19 protein-coding genes are annotated in these 19,191 nt (G+C 71.4%); 7 read left to right on the top strand and 12 right to left on the bottom strand.

Features of this window, described 5'->3' with window-relative positions; all coding sequences use genetic code 11:
- The first annotated feature begins 166 nt into the window (after positions 1-166).
- Together ABZT18_RS25575 and ABZT18_RS25580 are read left to right on the top strand one after the other, a co-directional pair.
- Positions 167-952 carry a helix-turn-helix transcriptional regulator gene (locus ABZT18_RS25575; RefSeq protein ID WP_354993075.1) on the top strand — a complete coding sequence of 262 codons (786 nt, stop codon included), beginning with the start codon at positions 167-169 and terminating at the stop codon, positions 950-952.
- On the top strand, positions 949-1,155 hold the full coding sequence (locus tag ABZT18_RS25580; RefSeq protein ID WP_355168646.1) for a DUF397 domain-containing protein: 207 nt from the start codon (positions 949-951) through the stop codon (positions 1,153-1,155). Before ABZT18_RS25575 ends, ABZT18_RS25580 begins: the two co-directional genes overlap by 4 nt.
- Here the strand turns inward: ABZT18_RS25580 and ABZT18_RS25585 are convergent.
- Together ABZT18_RS25585 and ABZT18_RS25590 are read right to left on the bottom strand one after the other, a co-directional pair.
- Positions 1,152-2,855, bottom strand: coding sequence for an ABC transporter permease (locus ABZT18_RS25585; RefSeq protein ID WP_355252611.1), 1,704 nt, complete (start codon positions 2,853-2,855; stop codon positions 1,152-1,154). The genes ABZT18_RS25580 and ABZT18_RS25585 overlap by 4 nt on opposite strands.
- Entirely contained in the window at positions 2,840-3,604 is a 765-nt protein-coding gene (locus ABZT18_RS25590) for an ABC transporter ATP-binding protein (protein ID WP_354993078.1), read from the bottom strand. The genes ABZT18_RS25585 and ABZT18_RS25590 overlap by 16 nt, the downstream gene beginning before the upstream one ends.
- 115 nt (positions 3,605-3,719) lie before the next feature.
- Between ABZT18_RS25590 and ABZT18_RS25595 the strand changes: the two genes are divergently transcribed.
- A complete protein-coding gene (locus ABZT18_RS25595; RefSeq protein WP_354993079.1) occupies positions 3,720-4,187 on the top strand; it encodes a hypothetical protein in 468 nt (155 codons plus the stop codon).
- Entirely contained in the window at positions 4,184-4,537 is a 354-nt protein-coding gene (locus ABZT18_RS25600; RefSeq protein WP_354993080.1) for a hypothetical protein, read from the top strand. The genes ABZT18_RS25595 and ABZT18_RS25600 overlap by 4 nt, the downstream gene beginning before the upstream one ends.
- Positions 4,538-4,563: 26 nt before the next feature.
- Here ABZT18_RS25600 and ABZT18_RS25605 read toward each other — a convergent pair whose 3' ends face one another.
- From ABZT18_RS25605 to ABZT18_RS25625, 5 genes are all read right to left on the bottom strand, one after another.
- Complete coding sequence (locus tag ABZT18_RS25605; protein ID WP_354993081.1) at positions 4,564-6,204, bottom strand: cation acetate symporter; 1,641 nt, start codon at positions 6,202-6,204, stop codon at positions 4,564-4,566.
- 1 nt (position 6,205) lies between these two features.
- Positions 6,206-6,616 (bottom strand): hypothetical protein, encoded by a 411-nt coding sequence (locus tag ABZT18_RS25610; RefSeq protein ID WP_354993082.1) that lies wholly within the window; start codon positions 6,614-6,616, stop codon positions 6,206-6,208.
- Between the two features lie 44 nt (positions 6,617-6,660).
- On the bottom strand, positions 6,661-8,361 hold the full coding sequence (locus ABZT18_RS25615) for a DUF4153 domain-containing protein (RefSeq protein ID WP_354993083.1): 1,701 nt from the start codon (positions 8,359-8,361) through the stop codon (positions 6,661-6,663).
- On the bottom strand, positions 8,358-9,359 hold the full coding sequence (locus ABZT18_RS25620; protein WP_354993139.1) for a HAMP domain-containing sensor histidine kinase: 1,002 nt from the start codon (positions 9,357-9,359) through the stop codon (positions 8,358-8,360). The genes ABZT18_RS25615 and ABZT18_RS25620 overlap by 4 nt, the downstream gene beginning before the upstream one ends.
- A gap of 68 nt (positions 9,360-9,427) precedes the next feature.
- A complete protein-coding gene (locus ABZT18_RS25625; protein WP_354993084.1) occupies positions 9,428-10,108 on the bottom strand; it encodes a response regulator transcription factor in 681 nt (226 codons plus the stop codon).
- Between the two features lie 248 nt (positions 10,109-10,356).
- Between ABZT18_RS25625 and ABZT18_RS25630 the strand changes: the two genes are divergently transcribed.
- Entirely contained in the window at positions 10,357-10,878 is a 522-nt protein-coding gene (locus tag ABZT18_RS25630; protein WP_354993085.1) for a sigma-70 family RNA polymerase sigma factor, read from the top strand.
- Positions 10,865-12,124 (top strand): hypothetical protein, encoded by a 1,260-nt coding sequence (locus ABZT18_RS25635; RefSeq protein WP_354993086.1) that lies wholly within the window; start codon positions 10,865-10,867, stop codon positions 12,122-12,124. Before ABZT18_RS25630 ends, ABZT18_RS25635 begins: the two co-directional genes overlap by 14 nt.
- A 92-nt stretch (positions 12,125-12,216) precedes the next feature.
- Here ABZT18_RS25635 and ABZT18_RS25640 read toward each other — a convergent pair whose 3' ends face one another.
- The 5 genes from ABZT18_RS25640 to ABZT18_RS25660 all read right to left on the bottom strand — a co-directional run bounded on the left by ABZT18_RS25640 (position 12,217) and on the right by ABZT18_RS25660 (position 17,702).
- Positions 12,217-12,879 (bottom strand): DUF5701 family protein, encoded by a 663-nt coding sequence (locus ABZT18_RS25640; protein ID WP_354993087.1) that lies wholly within the window; start codon positions 12,877-12,879, stop codon positions 12,217-12,219.
- Positions 12,880-12,943: 64 nt separating this feature from the next.
- Positions 12,944-13,705, bottom strand: coding sequence for a LytTR family DNA-binding domain-containing protein (locus ABZT18_RS25645; protein WP_354993088.1), 762 nt, complete (start codon positions 13,703-13,705; stop codon positions 12,944-12,946).
- A 31-nt stretch (positions 13,706-13,736) separates the two neighbouring features.
- Positions 13,737-14,963: a histidine kinase gene (locus tag ABZT18_RS25650; protein ID WP_354993089.1), complete on the bottom strand. Its 1,227-nt coding sequence runs from the start codon at positions 14,961-14,963 to the stop codon at positions 13,737-13,739.
- Positions 14,964-15,002: 39 nt separating this feature from the next.
- Complete coding sequence (locus ABZT18_RS25655; RefSeq protein ID WP_354993140.1) at positions 15,003-16,574, bottom strand: sugar transferase; 1,572 nt, start codon at positions 16,572-16,574, stop codon at positions 15,003-15,005.
- A 267-nt stretch (positions 16,575-16,841) separates the two neighbouring features.
- A complete protein-coding gene (locus ABZT18_RS25660; protein ID WP_354993090.1) occupies positions 16,842-17,702 on the bottom strand; it encodes a DNA-formamidopyrimidine glycosylase family protein in 861 nt (286 codons plus the stop codon).
- A gap of 136 nt (positions 17,703-17,838) precedes the next feature.
- Between ABZT18_RS25660 and ABZT18_RS25665 the strand changes: the two genes are divergently transcribed.
- Complete coding sequence (locus ABZT18_RS25665) at positions 17,839-19,107, top strand: glycosyltransferase family 4 protein (RefSeq protein ID WP_355252614.1); 1,269 nt, start codon at positions 17,839-17,841, stop codon at positions 19,105-19,107.
- The last annotated feature ends 84 nt before the right edge of the window (positions 19,108-19,191 follow it).

Below are 19,191 nucleotides of genomic sequence, written 5' to 3' on the forward strand. Positions count from 1 at the left end.
CCCGGTCGGGGGGATGACCGGGGCGGCCCGAGCGCAGGACCGGACGGCGGGACATCGCCTCCACCGGCCGGGCCGCGTACCTCCACCCTGGACGGAGAGGCGCGGACAGGGGAGGATGCCAGGGCTTACTACGCAGCGGGGTCACGTACTTACCGGAGAGGTAAGGATGAACGTCGAGATGTGGGTACGGGCGTTGAAGGCCGCCCGGGCCGGTGCCGAGGTGTCTCAGGAGGCATTGGCGACCCTGACCAGGTGGAGTCCCTCCACGGTGGCTGCCATCGAGACCGGCCGGCGCCGGCCAACCATGGAGTTCGCGGTCGCCGCAGACGAAGCTCTCGCCACCGGCGGCCTCCTCGCCGAACTCCTCAAGGCGGCGGACCAGGAGCGCGGCCCATCCTGGTTCGTCCCGTGGCGGGGATATGAGCAACAGGCGACGCGCCTCCGAGCTTTCGAGGCATGCCTCGTGCCCGGCCTCCTGCAGACTGAGGAGTACGCCCACGCCGTTATCTCGGCGGGTGGACTGCATCCGCCGGCTGTGGTCGACGAACTTGTTGCGCTTCGTTTGGAACGCCAACTGCTGCTGTCCCGGGATATGCCGCCGTATTGCGTTTTCCTGGTGGACGAGATGGGCCTCCACCGGCCGGTGGGCGGCCCCGCCGTGCTTAATGCCCAGCTCGGCCGACTGCTTGAGGTGGCAGAGCTGCCGTTCGTCCGGTTGCACGTCATCCCACTGAGCGTCGGTGAGCATGTCGGCCTTGGCGGTGGGTTCGTGTGCGCCGAGTTGCCCGGCGGGGACGTGGTTCTCTACCTGGAGAATGCCGCTCGCGGACACGTCATGGACGACCCGGAAATGATCGGATTGATTAGTCTCAAATGGGATAGCCTGCTCGGCGAAGCGCTCTCCACAAACGCCTCAATGGATCTGATCCGGAAGCTGAAGGTGACGCCATGACGACGAATGAGCCACGCTGGCGCACGTCCACCCGGTCGACCGATTCCGGCGGCAACTGTGTCGAGGTTGCGGACAACCTGCCCGGTGTCGTCCTGGTCCGGGACAGCAAGGACCGCTCCGGCCCGACCCTCGCCTTCGCTCCGGCTGCGTGGCGTGGCTTCGTCGCCGACGCCGCCCAGACCCCCAGCCGACGCGCTGGTTAACGGCGGGGGGTGACCGTGGCCAGCAGCTCCGGCTGGCGCCGGTCCAGCACGTCGCCGGCCAGGTAAGCGCCCAGCAGCGCCGCGCCCAGCCCGTACGCCGCGCCGAGCGGAAGGGCCAGCCACAGCCAGGCGTCACCGAGCAGCGCCGCGGCCACCAGCATCGGCACCGCGGCGACTGCCGAGACGATCATGGCCAGCAGGGTGAGCAGACCCTTCGCAAGGCCCGCGCCGCTGTTCATCGCGAACGGGTTGCTCGTCTCCGGCAGCGAGTACGCCCCGAGCACCGAGACGAAACTGTTCACCGCCAGTCCGGCGCCGTAGGTGGCGGCCAGGCTGCCGGCGGTCAGCCCGATCCAGCCCGGCCGACCGAGCACCACCGCCAGCACCACCGCGACGAACGCCAGCATCGGCAGGACGTACAGCGAGAAGGCCGTCATCCGCGCGCGCAGCTCCACCCGGCCGGGCACCCCGGCCACCACGTTCGCGGCGTAGGCGCTGCCGTCGAAGCCGAACTGGTTCGCCAGCGTGACCGAGGCGAGCACGCCGACGAAGATCATGGAGAGGGTGACCAGCACCGGCGAGCTGTCGCCGGCACCCATCGTGAAGCCCTGCCCGTCCTCGACCGCGAAGCTTGAGCCACCAAGGTTGATCATCACGGGGATGAAGATGCCGACCACCGCGATCGTGATCAGGTTTGCGCGGCGGCGGGCGTCCCGCCACCAGTAGCGTGCCTCCCGGGCGACCAGCGCACCGAAGCGGTCCCGACGCGCCCAGCCGGCAACCCGGGGAAACAGCTGTGCGACCGCGCCGCCGATGACGCCGCGTTGCGCCGGGGCCTTACCGGAGCTCGCCGCACCCACCATCGCCGACTCCAACGACCGCGACCACCAGGCCAGCAGGGCGCCAATCGTCACCACCGTGATCAACAACTTGACCGGCGCGGCCCACACCCGTCCCTGCGCCAGGTCGATGCCGGCGGTCCACGGAGCGCCTAACGGCGTCCAGCCGATCACGGTCGCCACCCCGGTCAGCCGGGTCCAGTCCGTCTCCCGCAGCGCCGCGAGGCCGAAGACCTGCAACGGGCCGAGCAGCGCCGCCGTCACCGCCAACAGCACAGCAGCCAGGTCACGCACCCGGCGGGACCGCAGCATGGTCGCGAAGGCGCTGGTCACCGCCCGGCTGGCAGCCACGCAGAGCAACAGCCCACCGACTACGCCGAACAGGGCCACCAGGCCAGCGGACCATCCCCCCAACACCCAGGAGGTCAGCACCAGCCCCGACGACGCGATCAACACCGCCAGCACCGGAACGCTGACCAGCGCGGCGGCGAAGAGGCCGGTGACCAGTGTGCGACGCGGCAGCGGCAACAACGCGAACCGGGCCGGGTCCAGCGTTTCGTCCACCCCGAAGAAGACCAGCGGCAGCAGCAGCCAACCCAGCACCAGCAGCCCACCACCGGCTGCCGCGACCAGCACCGCGTACCGGCCGTTGTCCGTCAGCCCCGGCGCGGCGAACAGGAAGAAGCCGCTGGCGGCGAACCAGAGCCCGAACAGCACACCGCCGATGAACAGCGCGATCCGCCAGCCCTGGCCCCGGAAGCTGTTGCCCATGACCCGCAGCTTGAGCCGTACGAAGTGCCGAGCGGAGACAGCGCGCACAGGCGCGGCTTGTGCGGCGCCGACGCTCACCGGGACAGCCACGACAACTCGTCACCGGTCGCGGTGCGCCCGCCGACCACCTCGACGAAGACCTGCTCCAGCGAGCGCTCGCCGCGTACCTCCGCGAGCGTGCCGACCCGCTTGATGACGCCTTGGGCGAGGATCGCCACGTGTGAGCAGAGCCGCTCGACGACCTCCATCACGTGACTGGAGAAGACCACCGTGCCGCCGCCGGCCGCGTACCTGGTGAGGATGTCCCGGATCAGCGCGGCGGAGACCGGGTCGACCGCCTCGAACGGCTCATCCAACACCAGCACCCGAGGGCCGTGCAGCAGCGCGCAGGCCAGGCCGATCTTCTTCTTCATGCCCGCCGAGTAGTCCACCACCAGCGTCCGACCGGCGTCGCCGAGCGCCAGCACGTCCAGCAGTTCGGCGGCCCGCTGGTCGACCACCGCCGGGTCCATCCCCCGCAACAGACCGTTGTACGCCAGCAGCTCCGCCCCGGTCAGCCGGTCGAACAGGCGCACCCCGTCGGGCATCACCCCGAGCAGCCGCTTGGCAGTCACCGGGTCCTGCCAGACGTCGTGCCCGAGCACCCAGGCCGAGCCGGCGTCCGGCCGCAGCAGCCCGACCGCCATCGACAGGGTGGTGGTCTTGCCGGCGCCGTTCGGGCCCAACAGGCCGTAGAAGGAGCCGGCGGGCACGTCCAGGTCGACGCCGGCCACCGCGATGGTGCCGTCGAACCGCTTGGCCAGGCCACGCAGCGCGAGCGCGGGGTGCTCAACAGTCATGGGCCGACGCTATCTGCCGGTCGCCAGTTCCGCCCTCCGGCGACGGACGGACCCGCGATCATCCTGGAGGCGGAGTTCCTCAAAAGTCCCCGACTTCTGTAGTAGTGTTGAAGTCATGTCGATGCCTTCGGAGTCCGTACCGTTCTCGGAGTTGCTGCGGCAGCCCGCCGAGACAGCCGAACGGCTCTCCCGCGCTCGTACGGTGCGGCTGCGCCGCCGTGACGCCGCTGATCTCGTGCTGATGTCGGCCGACCGGGCGGCGGCAGAGGGCGAAGTGGTGGACCTGACCGCCCGGCTGCTGGCCAGCGTCGTGCGTCGGGATCCAACCCTGGTGCGTGAGGCGTTGCCCACCGTCCTGCCGTGGGTGCGGTTCCTGCCGCCGGGGGATGTCGCGCAGATGGCCAGCGAGTTTGTCGCGACGGTGGAAGCGGCCGTGGCGGTGGGCAACACCGCGGCGATATCCCAGCTGCTCACCGAATGGCGGCACAGCGCTGAGGTTCACTCGGACCCAGATCTGCATCGGATCCTGGCTGCACCAAGCTCTGGCGACTTCGGGCCGGTTGCGCCTCCGGTCGGCGAGTGAGCGCCAAGCGAGGCGACCGGGTGGCGCCACCGGCCCGCCCCGGCGACTACCTCCTGCGGTTCGCCACCAACGACGCGGCCAAGGGCTGGGAGGAACTGTGCCGTCAGGCTGCGGCCAACACCCGCGCCGCATTCGACGCCATCGAGTCCAATCCCTGCCCGGCCCCACCGACCAGCCGACAGCACCCCCTCAAGGGCTCTCTCGCCACCGCTGATCACAACGGGAAGACGCTGCCCCAGTGGCAGTACGAGGTCACGGCGGGCGGTCGCATCTGGTACCTCCCCGACCACGACACCCGCACGTGCTGGGTCAAACACGCTGGCACGGGCCACCCCAAGGTCACCGACTGACCGGAGCTGTCAGAGTCCCGTGATCACTACAACCGGAGGGCTTCGGGGGTGTGGAGGCGGAGCATGGTGGCCGCTACGTCGGCGGGGGCACGACGGCGGGTGGCGATCGACACCGCGACCATCACGGTGAAGGCCAGCGGCACCGTCCAGGCGGCCGGCTGCGTGGTGAGCGTGGCCGGCCAGCCGGACAGTGGCGGCCCGAGCACCGTGATCAGCACCGCACCGATCGCCGCCCCGCCACCGACCAGCACCCCCGCGGCGGCGCCCAGATCGGTCAGCCCGCGCCACCAGATGCCGAGCACCAGCAGCGGGCAGAAGCTCGACGCGGCGACCGCGAAGGCCAGCCCGACCACCTGCGACACGTCCAGCCCGGAGACGTGCAGCGCCAGCACCGTCGGCACAGCTCCGGCTATCACCGTCGCCAGCCGGAAACCGCGTACCGAGCCCCGGCCGAGCACGTCCGTCGAGATCACCCCGGCGACGCTGGTCAACAGGCCGGACGAGGTGGAGAGAAAGGCCGCGAACGCGCCCGCCGCCACCAGGGCGGCGAGCAGACGCCCGACCATCCCGTCGCCGAGGGCCGCACCGGGCAGGAGCACCACCACCGCGTCGGTCTGCCCGCTGATCAGCAGCTGCGGCGTGTAGATCCGGCCGAGCACCCCGTACAGGGTGGGCAGCAGATAGAAGGCGCCGACCAGGGCCAGCACGACCAGGGTGGTACGGCGTGCCGCCGCGCCATCCGGGTTCGTGTAGAAGCGGACCAGCACGTGTGGCAGGCCCATGGTGCCCAGGAAGGTGGCCAGGATCAGTGAGTACGTGGCGAACAGGCCCCGGTCGTCGTCACCCGCGGCGCTGGGCAGCAGCCAGTCGCTGGCGTCGGTGGCCACTCCGGACACCTCCGGCACCGGGTCGCCCGGGGCGAAGGTCAACTCGTCGCCGGGGCGTACCTCCCGGATCTCGCCGTCGGGCAGGGTGAGGGTCGCGCGGTGCTCGACCACGACGGTGGTCGCGGCCCGGAACGTCGGCCCGTCGGGCGGGGTCACCGGGGGCCGGCCATCAGCCTGCCACTGCAACGCCAGGAAGATCACCGGTACGGCGAGTGCGGTCAGCTTGAGCCAGTACTGGAACGCCTGGACGAAGGTGATCGCCCGCATCCCGCCCAGCGCCACGTTCGCGGTGACCACGGCGGCCACCAGCAGGGCACCGAGTGGGTACGGGGAGCCGGCCACCGTGGCCAGGGTCAGCCCGGCGCCCTGAAGCTGCGGCACCAGATACAGCCAACCGATGAAGATCACGAAAGCGGTCGCCAGGATGCGGAGCCGGCGGGAGCCCAGCCGGAGCTCGCAGAAATCGGGCAGGGTGAACGCACCGGACCGGCGCAGCGGCGCGGCCACGAAGAGCAGTAGAGCCAGGTAGCCGGCGGCGAACCCGACCGGGTACCAGAGCACGTCCACGCCGTACTTGAGAACCAGGCCGGCGATGCCGAGGAAGCTTGCCGCCGACAGGTACTCCCCGCCGATGGCCGCGGCGTTCCACGTCGGACTGATCGCGCGGGAAGCGACCAGGAAGTCGGATGTGGTGCGGGCCAGCCGCAGCCCGTAGAAGCCGATCCCGAGGGTGACCAGCGTGACCGTGACGATGGCCGGGACCACGTAGTCGTTGCCCACCTCAGTGCTCCGGCCGCTGCACCAGGTCGCTGAAGTCCTGCTCGTTGCGCTCGGCCAGCCGCACGTACGCCCAGCCCACCGCGATCAGGAACGGGAAGGAGACCACTCCGAGCAGCAGCCAGGGCAGGTTGACGCCGGCGACGGTGGTCCGGCCGAGCGACGGCGCGATGGCGAACAGCCAGGGCAGCCCACCCAGCCCGATGACGACCACCAGCGAGAGCCGCAGCGCCAGCGCGAGCTGGGCCCGGACCAGGCCACGGACCAGCGCCTCGCCGACCTGGGTCTGTTGGGCCAACTCGGCGCGGGTCCGCTCAGCACGGGTGTCCTGCCGGGTGATCTCGGCCAGCACGATCCGAGCCCGCCGGGGCGGCGGTACCGCACCGCCCGATCCCACGTCCGGGAGTTTGGCCACCCCGGCAGTCTTGCCCGCCGCGTGGGATTGTCAAGCGTTCGCGCTCACCAGCTCCGCAGACCGGGACAGCTCGTCGTGCTGCTGGTCACCTGGAGCGCGTCAAGGACCGACCGGGCCCGTTCCCGGCCGATGTTCGTCGCCCAGAAGCCGTCTCGGGGCAGCTCGAAGGCGATCTCCCGCAGCGCGCACGTCCGCATCGGCTCGGGTAGCCGGTCCAGGGCCGGTACGGCGTCGGCGGAGAGCCCGGAGACGTAGCTGACGTCCAGGCGGCCGGTCTCCAGGTAGCGGTCGACGTTCCGGTCGGCGATCAACCGGTCCGGGTTGACCAGGGCCAGCCCGAGCAGCGCCAGCACCGCCGTTCCGATCACCAGCCGGGGCAGCCAGTCCGCCCGCAGTCGCGCCACGGCCACGCCGACGAGGACGAAGAGCAGCCCGAGCCACAGCTCGACGGTCGCCACGAAGAGCCTCAGGCGGGTGGCGCCGTACGCGTCGGCGTAGACCTGCATCCGGTAGAGCGCCGAGGCGACGACGACCAGACTGAGCGCGGCGAGCGTGCCGAGCAGTGCGCGGACGAGCAGCCGGTCGGCCCGGGTGGCCTTGGGTGCTCGCCGAGCGGCGACCGCGATCACCAGCAGGGTGAGCCCGGTGACGGCGAGCAGTTGCCAGAACCCGCCGCGGGCGTACTGGGCGTAGGTGAGCCCCGCCGTGCGCAGCACGTGCCCCGCGCCGCCGAAGAACACCGTCAACTGCACCAGCACGAAGGCAGCGAAGAGGGCGTCGAGCAACGCCAGTGGCAGGGCCCATTCCAGCCGATGCACCGGGCGGGCCGGTGCCGGCCGCAGGCCGTCCAGGTCGGGTGGGCGACTCACCAGGTACGCGCCACCGAGCAGACCACCGCCGATCAGCAGCAGACGCATCAGCCAGCCGATCACCCCGGCCGGATCGATGTCAGGCAGCAGGCCCGTCACCAGGTCGGCGAAGACCGCGTCGGCGGAGGAGAAGAGCAGACCGAACAGCGTCAGCAGGCCGACCGAGATCGCCAGGCTGGTCACGATCCGGCCGATTCCGGGGCCGGCCGAGCGGGTGCGGCGCAGCCCGCGTACCGCCCAGGGGAGCGCCCGTACCGTGGCGGCCGGCGGCAGCCACGCGGCGACCAGCATCCCGAGTGGGCTCCGCCCGCCGGTCACCGCGAGTGTCCCGGTCACCGCTGCGGCGACCAGGCAGAGCGCGAAGAGCCAGCCGGCGGCCCGGACCGCGCCCACGGCGACGAGACCAACCGTCGCGGCGGCCCAGACGGCCTGCGCCACCCGCCCCGGTGCCCCCGTGGCACCGGGACGGGCGGCGACCTCCGCGGCCGACGCAGCCCGTGCTGGCCGCGCAGTGCTCGTGGCCGCCGTCGCGGTTGACGCGGCGGCGACGAGCGCGGCGGTGGCCGTCAGCGCGGCGGCCAGCCAACCGAGTCCGGGACGGACCACCGTCAGCGCCGAGGCACCGAGGACTGCCGCCGCCGCCAGCACGGCCAGGAGCAGCGGGTGGGGCGCGCGGGACGGCCCCGGCCAACGTTGTTGGATCAGCGAAGGTGGCCGTGGTGTGACCGGCTGCGCGGGCGAGGGCTGGGGCCGGCCGGCCGTCGGCGGGATCGCCGGGCCGGGACCGAGACCGGGCTGGCCGGTCCCGACGGGTGGGGAGGGCTGCGGTCCCGCCGGGCCGGTCGCCGGAACGGACGTGCTGCCGGGGCTGGTCATGCGGCCTCTTCTCGATGCGGCCCGTTGCTCGGGATGGTGACCTGGATGCGGCAGCCGGGTTGGGAACCCTTGGCGATTCCGACGGGGTCGAGGACGCCGATCCGGCCGCCGTGAAGTTCGACGACCCACCGGGCGATGGCCAGGCCGAGCCCGGTCCCACCGCCGGCCGCCCGGTCGCCGCGGGTGAACCGCTCGAACACCCGGGAACGCTCGGCCGACGGGATGCCCTGCCCCTCGTCGCTCACCTCGAAGCGGAGGTGGCCGGCGTGTTCCTCGGCGCTCACCCGCACGGTGCCGCCGGGTGGGCTGTGCCGCGCGGCGTTGTCCAGCAGGTTCGCGAACACCTGGTGCAGCCGCCACGGGTCCGCGTGCATGGTCAGCGGTACCGCCAGCTCGCGGAGCCGGAAGTGCACGTCCAGTCCCGCGCCGGCCGCGCTGGCGGTGGCGTGCTCCACCGCCTCGTCGAGGAAGTCCCCCACATCGATGCGGACCCGGCGCAGCGGCACCACCCCGGCGTCGAGGCGGGACAGGTCGAGCAGGTCGGCGACGAGGTGTCCGAGCCGCTCGGTCTGGGACAGCGCCGAGCGCAGCGCCGCAGGCTCAGGCTCGGCCACCCCGTCCACCATGTTCTCCAGAACGCCCTGCAACGCGGTGATCGGCGTACGCAGCTCGTGGGAGACGTTCGCGATCAGCTCGCGTCGGCGCTGATCCGCGGCGTGCAGGTCCTCGGCCATCTTGTTGAAGGCCTGGGCCAGCTCACCGACCTCGTCGCGGGAGGTGGCGCGTACGCGTCGGGTGTAGTCGCCACGGGCCATCGCCCCGGCGGCGGCCGTCATCTCGCGCAGCGGCGAGGTCATCCCGTGGGCGAGCACCTGCGAGGTGACAAGCGCGATGCAGATGACCGTGATCGACGTGCCCGGTGGGAGCCAGCCGATGCCGTACCAGAAGTAGCCGATGGCCACGGCCCAGGAGGCGACCAGCAGGACGCCGAGCTTCATCTTGATCGAGCGGACCGGATCCAGCGGGCGGGGCAGCACCCGATCGAGCCAGTCGTGCAGCCGGCCGATCACGCGGGCACCTCCAGGGCGTACCCGACGCCGTGAACGGTTCGGATCAGGTCGGCGCCGAGCTTCCGTCGTAGTGCCTTGACGTGGCTGTCCACGGTGCGGGTGCCGCTGCCGTCGGGCCATCCCCAGACCTCGGCGAGCAGCCGTTCCCGGGGAAGGACCGTGCGCGGTCGTCCCGCGAGATGCACCAGGAGGTCGAACTCGGTAGGCGTGAGGTGCACGTCCGCGCCGGACCGTCGTACCCGCCGCTCGGCCTCGTTGATCTCGATGTCGCCGAGGCGGATGGCCGGTGGGGTGGGGGCGGCGGCGGCCCGTTCCACCCGGCGCAGCAGCACGTGCACCCGGGCGGCCAGCTCCCGCATCGAGAACGGCTTGGTGAGGTAGTCGTCCGCGCCGATCGCGAGCCCGACCAGCAGGTCGGTCTCGTCGTCGCGGGCGGTGAGCATCAGCACCGGCACCGGCCGGACGGCCTGGATCCGTCGGCACACCTCCAGGCCGTCGAAGCCGGGCAGCATCACGTCGAGGACGACAAGGTCCGGCTGCCAGGCCCGGAACCGCTCCACCGCGCTGGGGCCGTCCGGGGCGATCTCCACCACGAAGCCCTCGGCGCGGAGTCGGGCGGCGACCGACTCCGCGATGGTGCGTTCGTCCTCGACCACCAGTACCCGGCGTTCCTTCATGGGCTCTGACTGTAGGGAGCCGCCGTGGAGATCAGTGGGTGGCATTGTGAATAACCTGTGGAGAACCGCTCATCCCTGTGGATAACCCGAGGACCACGACCGTTGGCCTCGGTGAACTCCCGAGCCTCGTTGTGGACGGACGACCGAGTTGTCAGGGTGGGCGCACCGAGCACCCGACATCTTCGGACCGGTCACCCGGAACCTTCCCTTCCTCCCAGGAGTGGGACAGGTAAAGAGGGGAGGTGACAGTGTCCGACGGTGATCTGATTTCCGATCTGTACGCCGGCAGTTTCCGGCGCCTGGTGGTGCAGCTCTACGCGGTGACCGGAGACCTGAACGAGGCGCAGGAGGCGGTCCAGGAGGCGTTCACCCGGGCCTTGGTGGCACCCGGTCGGTTCACCAGCCTCGACAATCCGGAGGCATGGCTGCGCCGGGTTGCGGTGAACGTCGCCCGCAGTCGCTACCGCCGACGGCGCGTGCTGGACGGGCTGCTGCGCCGGATCGGGCCACCCCCGGCGGTCGCCGACCGTTCACCGGAGCATCTGGCGCTGCTGGCCGCCCTGCGCGGCCTTCCCGAGGGACAGCGGCACGCGCTGGCCCTGCACTACCTGGTCGACCTGCCGATCGGTGAGGTGGCGGCGACACTCGGCGTTTCGCCGGGCACGGTGAAGTCCCGGTTGTCCCGGGGCCGGCAGGCGCTGGCGGCGCTGCTCAACGACTCAGAGATCAGCGAGAGCATGAACATCGGGAGGATCGATGTCCGAACGTGAGTTCACCGGCTTCGACGTCGACACCGTCGCCGACGCGGTCCGCCAGCCACCCCTGGACGACATGTGGACGGCAGCGCGGGCCCGCCGTCGGCGGCGTACCAGCGGGGTGGCGATTGTTCTGGTTATCGCCCTGGCCGGCGTGGCGATGCTGCCACTGTTCGGCAACACCGGCCGGGGTGAATGGACCGGTCCGGACCAGCCGCCGGTCAAGCCGGACCGCGGCGGCGAACTCTTCCTGACCGGGCCGGAGTCGGCCGTCGTTGCGGGGGTGTGGGACGCCGACGAGGGTTGCTTCTCGGTGCGGTTCCGGCACACCGACGACGGCGGGCGGAGCTGGACCGATGACGAGATGACCCGTTACCGCACCAGCCAATGCGGACAGGATGAACAGGGAAATCCGGTGAGCATGCCGGAGTTCTCGGTGCTGGGCCAGCGCTCCTACCTGGTCCGGGATGGCGACCAGCTCCGGCTCTCCACCGACTACGGCCGCACCTGGCGGGACGCCGAGCAGGCCATGGTGACGGTGCCGTCCTTTCCGGCGAGAGCGCAGCCGGTCTTCTGTCAATGGGGTCGGGGCTGCGGGGCACTCCGTGAACCGGTTGCGGTCTCGTCGACGGGGACGGTGTACCGGCTCAAAGGCAAGCCGCCGTCGCCCTATCCGCCCGCGAGCATCTATCCGAGTGCGGACGGAACTATCTGGGTGACCTATTGGCCGGGGGACATCGGCGTCATGGTGGTCGCTCGGAGCGTGGACCGGGGAGCCACCTGGACCACCTGGCAACCGGCCGAGGGGGCGAACGCGATCGCGATAGCCGGGGTCAGCGCACAGGAGGCGTACCTGTTGATCGCGCCGCCACCACCGGCCGGTGCCCAGCCGATGGAGGTCGAGGGGACGTCGCAGCTGCTGCGTACCACGGACGGAGGGCGAACCTGGGCGGACATGGGCACCGACCTGCCCAACTCATTGGAGACCCGGTTTCTCGTCGTCGGCTCGGACGGGTCCCTGCTGCTCGTCGAGGCGGGAAACATGCAGCCCTCCAGCAACAGATCCAAAGCCATGATCAGCCTGGATGCCGGGCGACACTTCAAGACGGTCCGCGAGTACGACCGACGCGACGGGGGCGTCGGTGCCGCGCCCGGATACGCCTGGCTCTACGGCCGGGACGACATGACGGTTGGCGGTGCGGACCACGTGCAGCTGACTGGCGACGGCACAGCCTGGACGCGCTTACCGCTCTCGAACTGAGCTTCGCCGGACGTGCGGCAGGGGCGGTGACGACGTGCGACGGGGCCGGTGAACTGCCACCGGCCCCGTCGACAGGGCACCGATTTCGGCGGTCACTCCAGGCCGACGCGCTCCGGACGGGCCGAGGCGGAGCCGAGCCAGGTGTGCGGGTTGCCGTACCAGCACCAGCCCAGCTTCGGTGCGCCTTGGCTGATCCAGAGCGCCGGCACCCGCTTGTCGCCGCAGCGGGAGCCGACCAGCGAGAAGCACCGGTTGCTCGCCAGTGCGGCCGGGTGCAGCGTGATGAAGGCGAGGCCCTCGTCGATGGTGAGCGGCAGCCGCCCCTGGGCGGTCATCCCTTCCATGGCCGTGGAGGGAGCGAGGTTGCGGAACTCCTCGCCCCGGTCGACGTCGAAGAGCAGGTACGCCGGCCCGGCCGGCACCTCAAGCTCCTTGATCGGGTCGAAGCGCGGCAGGTCGTCCTCGGCGTAGTGCTTGTCGAGGAAGCCGGGCTTGCGTTTGCCGGCCAGGGTGGTGAGCTCGAGCCGGGCCTCGACTGCGATCAGATCGCGGCTGATGACCAGCACGAAGGGCACCCGGGCGTCGGTGGGCGCGGGCAGGCCGTCGGCGCCCTCGACGGCCCTGGCCCGCAGCGGTGCGACCAGGTCGCGGAAGGTGGTCTCGGGCAGCCCGGCCAAAGCGGGATAGCCGAGCTGCACCAGTCGGTCGAGTTGACCGTCGAACTCGCTCTCGGCGTCGAACGGGGTCACGGTCACGGCGGCCTCCGGAAGTCGTACGAACTAGCGTACAACGTACGACGGCCGTCCTCCCATTCCCGGCTCAGCGACTCCAGTCCTGTTTTGCCGCCCTCACCAGTTTGTCCTTCAGCTCCCGGGTGTGCCGCCGGCTCACCGGCAGCTCGGTGGAGTCGACCACCACCACGTAGCCGGAGTTGACCAGTCGCAGCTCCGCGATCAACTTCAACTGCACCAGGTACGACCGGTGCACCCGCACGAAGCCGGCATCGGCCCACCGCTCCGCCAGCGTGGCCAGCGAGACCCGCACCAGGTGCGACCCCTCCGCGGTGTGCAACCGGGCGTAGTCCCCCTGCGCCTCCACCCAGCGCACCGCCGAGCGCGGCAGCATCCGGGTGGTGCCGGCCAACTCGATGGGGATGGTCGGGTCCTCCTCGGCGCGGGCCAGCGCCGCCGGGTGCGACGGCACCACCCGCGAGCCGATCACCCGTCGCAACGACTCGGCCAACCGGTCGGCGCGGACGGGTTTGCGGACGTAGTCGGTGGCACCCAGATCGAAGGCGTCCACCGCGCCGTCGTCGTAAGCGGTGACGAAGACGATCGCCGGTGGCCGGGCGAACCGGCGCAGCACCCGGGCCAGCTCCATCCCATCCAGCCCGGGCATCCGGATGTCCAGGAAGACCACGTCCACGTCACCGTCACGGAGCAGCCGCAGCGCCTCGGTCGCGTCCCCGGCGGTGTGCAGTCGGGCCACCCGGGGGTCGGCCCGCAGGTGGTACGCCAGCTCGTCGAGCGCGGGCGGCTCGTCGTCCACCGCCAGCACCCGGAGGAAACCGGATGTCGTCACTGCTCTGCCCCGGTCCGCTCGCTGCGCTCGCTCACGATCCTGCCCGTACGCCGGGGTGGAACTTCGGCACCCGCATGCTCACCTTGGTGCCCGAGCCCAGCCCGGTCTCCACGACCAGGCCGAACCGATCCCCGAAGACCGACCGCAGCCGCTCGTCGACGTTGGAGAGGCCGACGTGCTGGCCCGTGTCGTCGCCCGGGTCGCCGGTGCCGCGAGCCAGCTCGGCGATGCCGGCGGTCAGCGTGGTCGGATCCATTCCCACTCCGTCGTCCTCCACCGTGATGTGGCATTCGGCGCCCGCGTCCCGGGCCTCGATGCTCACCATGCCTGTGCCCGGCTTGCGGGACAACCCGTGGCGGACCGCGTTCTCCACCAACGGCTGCAGGCAGAGGAACGGCAGCGTCACCGGCAGCACCTCCGGGGCAATCTGCAACTGCACCTGCAACCGGTCGCCGAACCGGGCCCGCTCGATGGTCAGGTAGCGGTCGATCGACCGCAGCTCCTCGGCGAGGGTGGTGAACTCCCCGTGCGCCCGGAAGGAGTACCGGGTGAACTCCGCGAACTCCAGAATCAACTCCCGGGCCCGCTCCGGATCGGTGCGGACGAACGAGCCGATCGCGGTCAGCGCGTTGTAGATGAAGTGCGGGCTGATCTGCGCCCGCAAAGCCCGGACCTCGGCACGGGCCAACCGCTCCCGCGACGAGTCCAGCTCGGCCAGGGCGAGCTGGTTGCCGGCCCAGTGCGCGGTCTCCAGGGTGGCCTGCACCAGCCCCGGCGCGGGCGGGCTGTCGGCGATCGCCACCAGCGCGCCGACCACCCGACCATCCGCTCCCTGCAAGGGCGCGACCACCGCCCCTCGGATCGGGCAGTCGACCCGGTCGCAGTGCAGATCCTGCTCACCGAGCACCGTCGAGCGGCCGGTGTCCACCGTCCGCCGGGCCGCCGCGAGCAACTGCTCGCCGTGGTGCGTGCCGCGCCCGTCGAGGGCCAGCACCCGGTCGGCATCGGTGAGCGCCAGCCCGGCCGCGCCCACCAGGGCCCGCAGATGGCGTACGGCCTTCGCCGCGCCCGCCTCGCTCAGCCCAGCTCGCAGCGGCTCGGCGGCCAGGCCGGCGGTGTGCAGCACCTCGTAGGTGGCCCGCTGGGTGGCGGTGGCGATGCCACGGCGGGCACGCAGCCGCAGCACCGCCAACAGGGCTGCGGTCAGCGCGGTGACGAGTGATACGACGCCGACCACGGCGGAGAGGTTGGCACCCACGCAGCGATCCTTGCCCCTGCGAGCCCGCGCGCCAACCCCCTAGTACGCGCCCTTGCGGGCGAGCACCACCCCGACGGTGCGCCACAGGATGCTCAGGTCGTACGCCAACGACCAGTTGTCGACGTAGTAGAGGTCCAGTCGGACCGACTCGTCCCAGGACAGATCGGATCGGCCGGAGACCTGCCACAGGCCGGTCATGCCGGGGCGGACCAGCAGCCGGCGGCGCACGTCACCCAGGAAGTCGCCGTCGTCGGCCGGCAGCGGCCTGGGCCCGACCAGCGACATCTCACCCCAGAGCACGTTGATCAGCTGCGGCAGCTCGTCCAACGACGAGGCCCGCAGGAAGCGCCCCACCGGGTAGACCCGCGGGTCCAGCTTCATCTTGAAGAGCATGCCGTCGGTCTCGTTCCGGTCGACCAGGCTGGCCAGCCGGTCCTCGGCGTCGACGTACATGGTCCGGAACTTCCACACATGGAACGTGCGTCCCTCGTGCCCCACCCGGGGCTGACGGAAGAAGACCGGCCCACGGTCGGAGATCTGGATCGCCACGGCGATTGCCGCGAAGAGCGGGGCCAGCAGCAGCAGGCCGAGGCCGGCGGCGACCCGGTCCATCAGGTTCTTGGCCAGCAGCGCCGGCCCGGAGAGGGTCGGTTCCTCGACGTACAGCAGGGGCAGGCCCTCGATCGGCCGGATGTGCACGCGCGGCCCCGCGATGTCGGTCAGCTGGGGGGCGACCACCAGGTCGACCCCGGAGCCCTCCAGCTGCCAGGCCAGCCGGCGCAGCTCGCCCGGCTCGGCGCTGGCCGACCCGCAGACCGCGATGGTGTCGCCGCCGACCTCCCGGACCAGGGCCAGGACGTCGCGGCCGGCGTGCACCGGCACCGGGGTCGGCATCCCCCGGGCGGCCGCGTAGCCGTCGGTGATGTGGATGGCGACGGGCACCAGCCCGGCGTTCGGGCTGCGGGTGACCGCCGCGTAGACCTCCAGGCACTCCGGCAGGGTGCCGACCAGCACCATCCGGTGCGCGGCCTGCCCGGCCCGCCGACGGATGTAGTGCAGCGCCCAGCGGGCCACGAACCGGCCCCAGAGGATCAGCAGCGTCGCACCGACCAGCGCTGTGCCCACGGTGAATCGGGAGAGCTGAGTCACGGTGGAGAAGGCGAGGAAGGAGACGCTCGCGGCTACCGTCACCGAGGCTCGGATCACCCGCTTGAACTCGTCGGGCCCAAGCCCCAGGTAGCGCCGGTCGTAGGCCCGGTTGCTCCAGAGGATGATCACCCAGCCGAGCGGGAGCAGCAGGTAGGAGATGGTGTGGAACCAGGTCGGGTCCTGCTCGGTGCCAGAGAAGCCGGAGGCGGCCTGGTCGAAGAGCTGGATCGCGATCCAGCTGGCGAACGCCGCCGCGCCGAAGTCGAGCAGCAGCAGAGCCGCGATGTAGGGGCGGTGCCAGCGGGAGACACGGCGTCGCGCCCTCGTCCACGCCGACCGAGGGACGCCGTTGTGTGACGGCGGCGTCGGCGGCTGGATCTCGAAGCTGTCGACGTGCCGCACGAGTCTGCTCCGGCCTTCGTTGGTTACCGGGCGCTGGAGGCTTGCCGTCACCTCACCCATGTCCTCCCGCATGACACGGGCCGCTCACTCGGCGTGAGGGCCCGGGTCGCCCACCGTCCCAGTCTCCCACGCGGGCTCCGACCGGTCGCCGCCCCGAAAAAGATTGGCGACCGATGGCGTCGGCGGGATCTGGCCGGCTCCGCACCATTTCAAGAGAGCCGGGGACCGGGGCCACTATACCGATGGATGCGCGCGTGGCGAGAACGGTGGACCGGAGCTTCCGCTCAGTAAGGGCGATTCCGCTCCGTAGTCGTCGAGTGGAATTACTCACCGTACGAGGCGGGACAACCGTCGGTCAGCGAGCGGCTTTCCGCCGGTCTGGCACGTCGGGCAGTACTGGAGGCTGGAGTCGGCGAACGACACCTCCCGCACGGTGTCCCCGCAGACCGGGCAGGGCAGCCCGGTGCGGGCGTGCACCTTCAGCCCGGAGCGCTTCTCGCCCTTCAGTTCCGCGGCCCGTTGGCCGAGGGACCGCTCGACCGCGTCGCCGAGGATCTGCCGGGTGGCCGCGTGCAGGGTGGCGACCTGGCCGTCGGTGAGCCGATCGGTGATCGCGAACGGGGACAGCTTCGCGGCGTGCAGGATCTCGTCGGAGTACGCGTTGCCAACCCCGGACAGCACCGACTGGTCGGTCAACACTCCCTTGACCTGCCCCCGCCGGCTACGCAGCCGCTCGGCGAAGGTGGGCAGGTCGGCGGCGAGCGCGTCGGGGCCCAGTTTGGCCACCCCGGGCACCGCCGCCAGGTCGGTGACCAGGTACGCGGCCAGCTTCTTCTGCGTGCCCGCCTCGGTGAGGTCGAAGCCGGAACCGTCGTCCAGGCGTACGCGCAGCGCGATCGGGCCCTTGCCAGGACGCAGCGGGGTGGTTGCCGGGAACGCCTCGCGGTAGTGCAGCCAGCCCGCCCGGGCCAGGTGCACCACCAGGTGCAGGTTGCCCTCGAAGAGGACGTCGAGGAACTTGCCGTGCCGGCTGGCGTCGACCACCGTCAGACCGGTGACAGCGGTCGGTGCCGGTTCGTATGTCTTCAGGGCGCTGATCGCGGCGATCTCCAGCCGGTCGACACGCCGCCCCACCGCGCGCTGTCGCAGGTAACCCGCGAGCGCCTCAACCTCCGGTAGTTCGGGCACGACACAACGGTAGCCTTCTTTCCGGTGAGCGCGAGGAATGAGCTTGCGAGTTCCCACCGCGAGCGCGAGGAGTGAGCTTGCGAGCCCCGCAGTCGCGAGCAAAAGTCGGCCCAGCCGCGAACGAAAGGCGAGCTTGTTGAGAATCGTGGTGGCGCACAACCGGTACCGGGAAGCCCAGCCCTCCGGCGAGAACACGATCGTCGACTCGGAGATCGCTCAGCTGACCGAGGCTGGCGTCGAGGTGCTGCCGTTCATCCGGAGCTCGGACGAGATCCCGTCGATGTCGAAGGCGGCGAAGGCGCTGCTGCCGATCTCGCCGATCTGGGCTCCGCGCGCCCAGCACGACCTGAGCCGGCTGCTCACCGAACACCGACCGGACGTTCTGCACCTGCACAACCCGTACCCCCTGATCTCGCCGTGGGTGGTGCGGACGGCGCACCGGCACGGCGTGCCGGTGGTGCAGACGGTGCACAACTACCGGCAGGTCTGTTCCTCGGGGATCTACTTCCGGGACGGCGTGATCTGTCAGGACTGCAAGGGTCGGGCGCTGGGGGTGCCGGCGATCAAGCACCGCTGCTACCGCGACTCGGCGGCGCAGAGCGCGTTGATGGCGACCACCCTCGCGGTGCACCGGGGCACCTGGCGCTCCGTGGACCGGTACGTCGCGCTCACCTCGGCGATCGCCGATCATCTCCGGGATTACGGCATTCCGGACGAACGGATCGTGGTGAAGCCGAACTCCGTACCCGACCCGGGCCGGCCGACGCCGCTCGGTGACGGTTTCCTCTACATGGCCCGGCTCTCGCCCGAGAAGGGCGTGGACCTCCTGCTGGAGGCCTGGCGCCGGCACCCGCTGGGTGCGCTGGGCACACTGCGCGTGGCGGGCGACGGCGAGCTGCGCCCGCTGGTGGAGGCGGCTGCCGCCGAGCGACCCGACGTGGTCTACCTCGGTCAGCTCGACCGGGCCGGGGTGCGGGCGGCGGTCGAGGCGAGCGCGGTGGTGATCGTCGCCGCCTTGTGGCACGACGTGCTGCCGACCGTGATCATCGAGGCGCTGGCGAGCGGTCGGCCAGTGCTCGGCACGGCGTTGGGCGGCATCCCGTACATGGTCGGGGCGGACGCCCCGCACGAGCCCGCCGGCACCGGCCCGGCCGAGGTCGCCTCCGCGGTCGCCGGAGGTGGCCGAGTGTCGATGCCTGCGGGTGTGCGCACCGGGACCGCCGGCTGGGTGGTGTCGCCGGAGCCGGCCGCGCTGGCCGCCGCGCTGCCCGTCGCCCGGGCCGGCGCCGCCGCACTCGCCGGGCCGGCCCGGCTCCGCTACGAACAGACCTTCCATCCGGACGTGGTCACCAAGCGCCTCCTCGACATCTACGCCGGCCTGGCTCGCACCCCGAACCGCGCCTAACCCCTAACCCCCACCCACCCCCCGCCCCCCGCCCCCCGCCCCCCCGCCCCCGCCCCCCCGCCACACCCCTGAGCCGCGTCGATC

It is taken from the genome of Micromonospora sp. NPDC005291 (assembly GCF_040607415.1).
Lineage (GTDB): Bacteria > Actinomycetota > Actinomycetes > Mycobacteriales > Micromonosporaceae > Micromonospora.

What these genes read in the sequence shown, in the direction of transcription:
- ABZT18_RS25580 (WP_355168646.1), top strand. Translation starts at nt 949, where the DNA reads ATGACGACGAATGAGCCACGCTGGCGCACGTCCACCCGGTCGACCGAT.
- ABZT18_RS25615 (WP_354993083.1), bottom strand. Translation starts at nt 8,361, where the DNA reads ATGACCAGCCCCGGCAGCACGTCCGTTCCGGCGACCGGCCCGGCGGGA.
- ABZT18_RS25575 (WP_354993075.1), top strand. Translation starts at nt 167, where the DNA reads ATGAACGTCGAGATGTGGGTACGGGCGTTGAAGGCCGCCCGGGCCGGT.
- ABZT18_RS25595 (WP_354993079.1), top strand. Translation starts at nt 3,720, where the DNA reads ATGTCGATGCCTTCGGAGTCCGTACCGTTCTCGGAGTTGCTGCGGCAG.
- ABZT18_RS25590 (WP_354993078.1), bottom strand. Translation starts at nt 3,604, where the DNA reads ATGACTGTTGAGCACCCCGCGCTCGCGCTGCGTGGCCTGGCCAAGCGG.
- ABZT18_RS25655 (WP_354993140.1), bottom strand. Translation starts at nt 16,574, where the DNA reads ATGGGTGAGGTGACGGCAAGCCTCCAGCGCCCGGTAACCAACGAAGGC.
- ABZT18_RS25620 (WP_354993139.1), bottom strand. Translation starts at nt 9,359, where the DNA reads ATGAAGCTCGGCGTCCTGCTGGTCGCCTCCTGGGCCGTGGCCATCGGC.
- ABZT18_RS25625 (WP_354993084.1), bottom strand. Translation starts at nt 10,108, where the DNA reads ATGAAGGAACGCCGGGTACTGGTGGTCGAGGACGAACGCACCATCGCG.
- ABZT18_RS25635 (WP_354993086.1), top strand. Translation starts at nt 10,865, where the DNA reads ATGTCCGAACGTGAGTTCACCGGCTTCGACGTCGACACCGTCGCCGAC.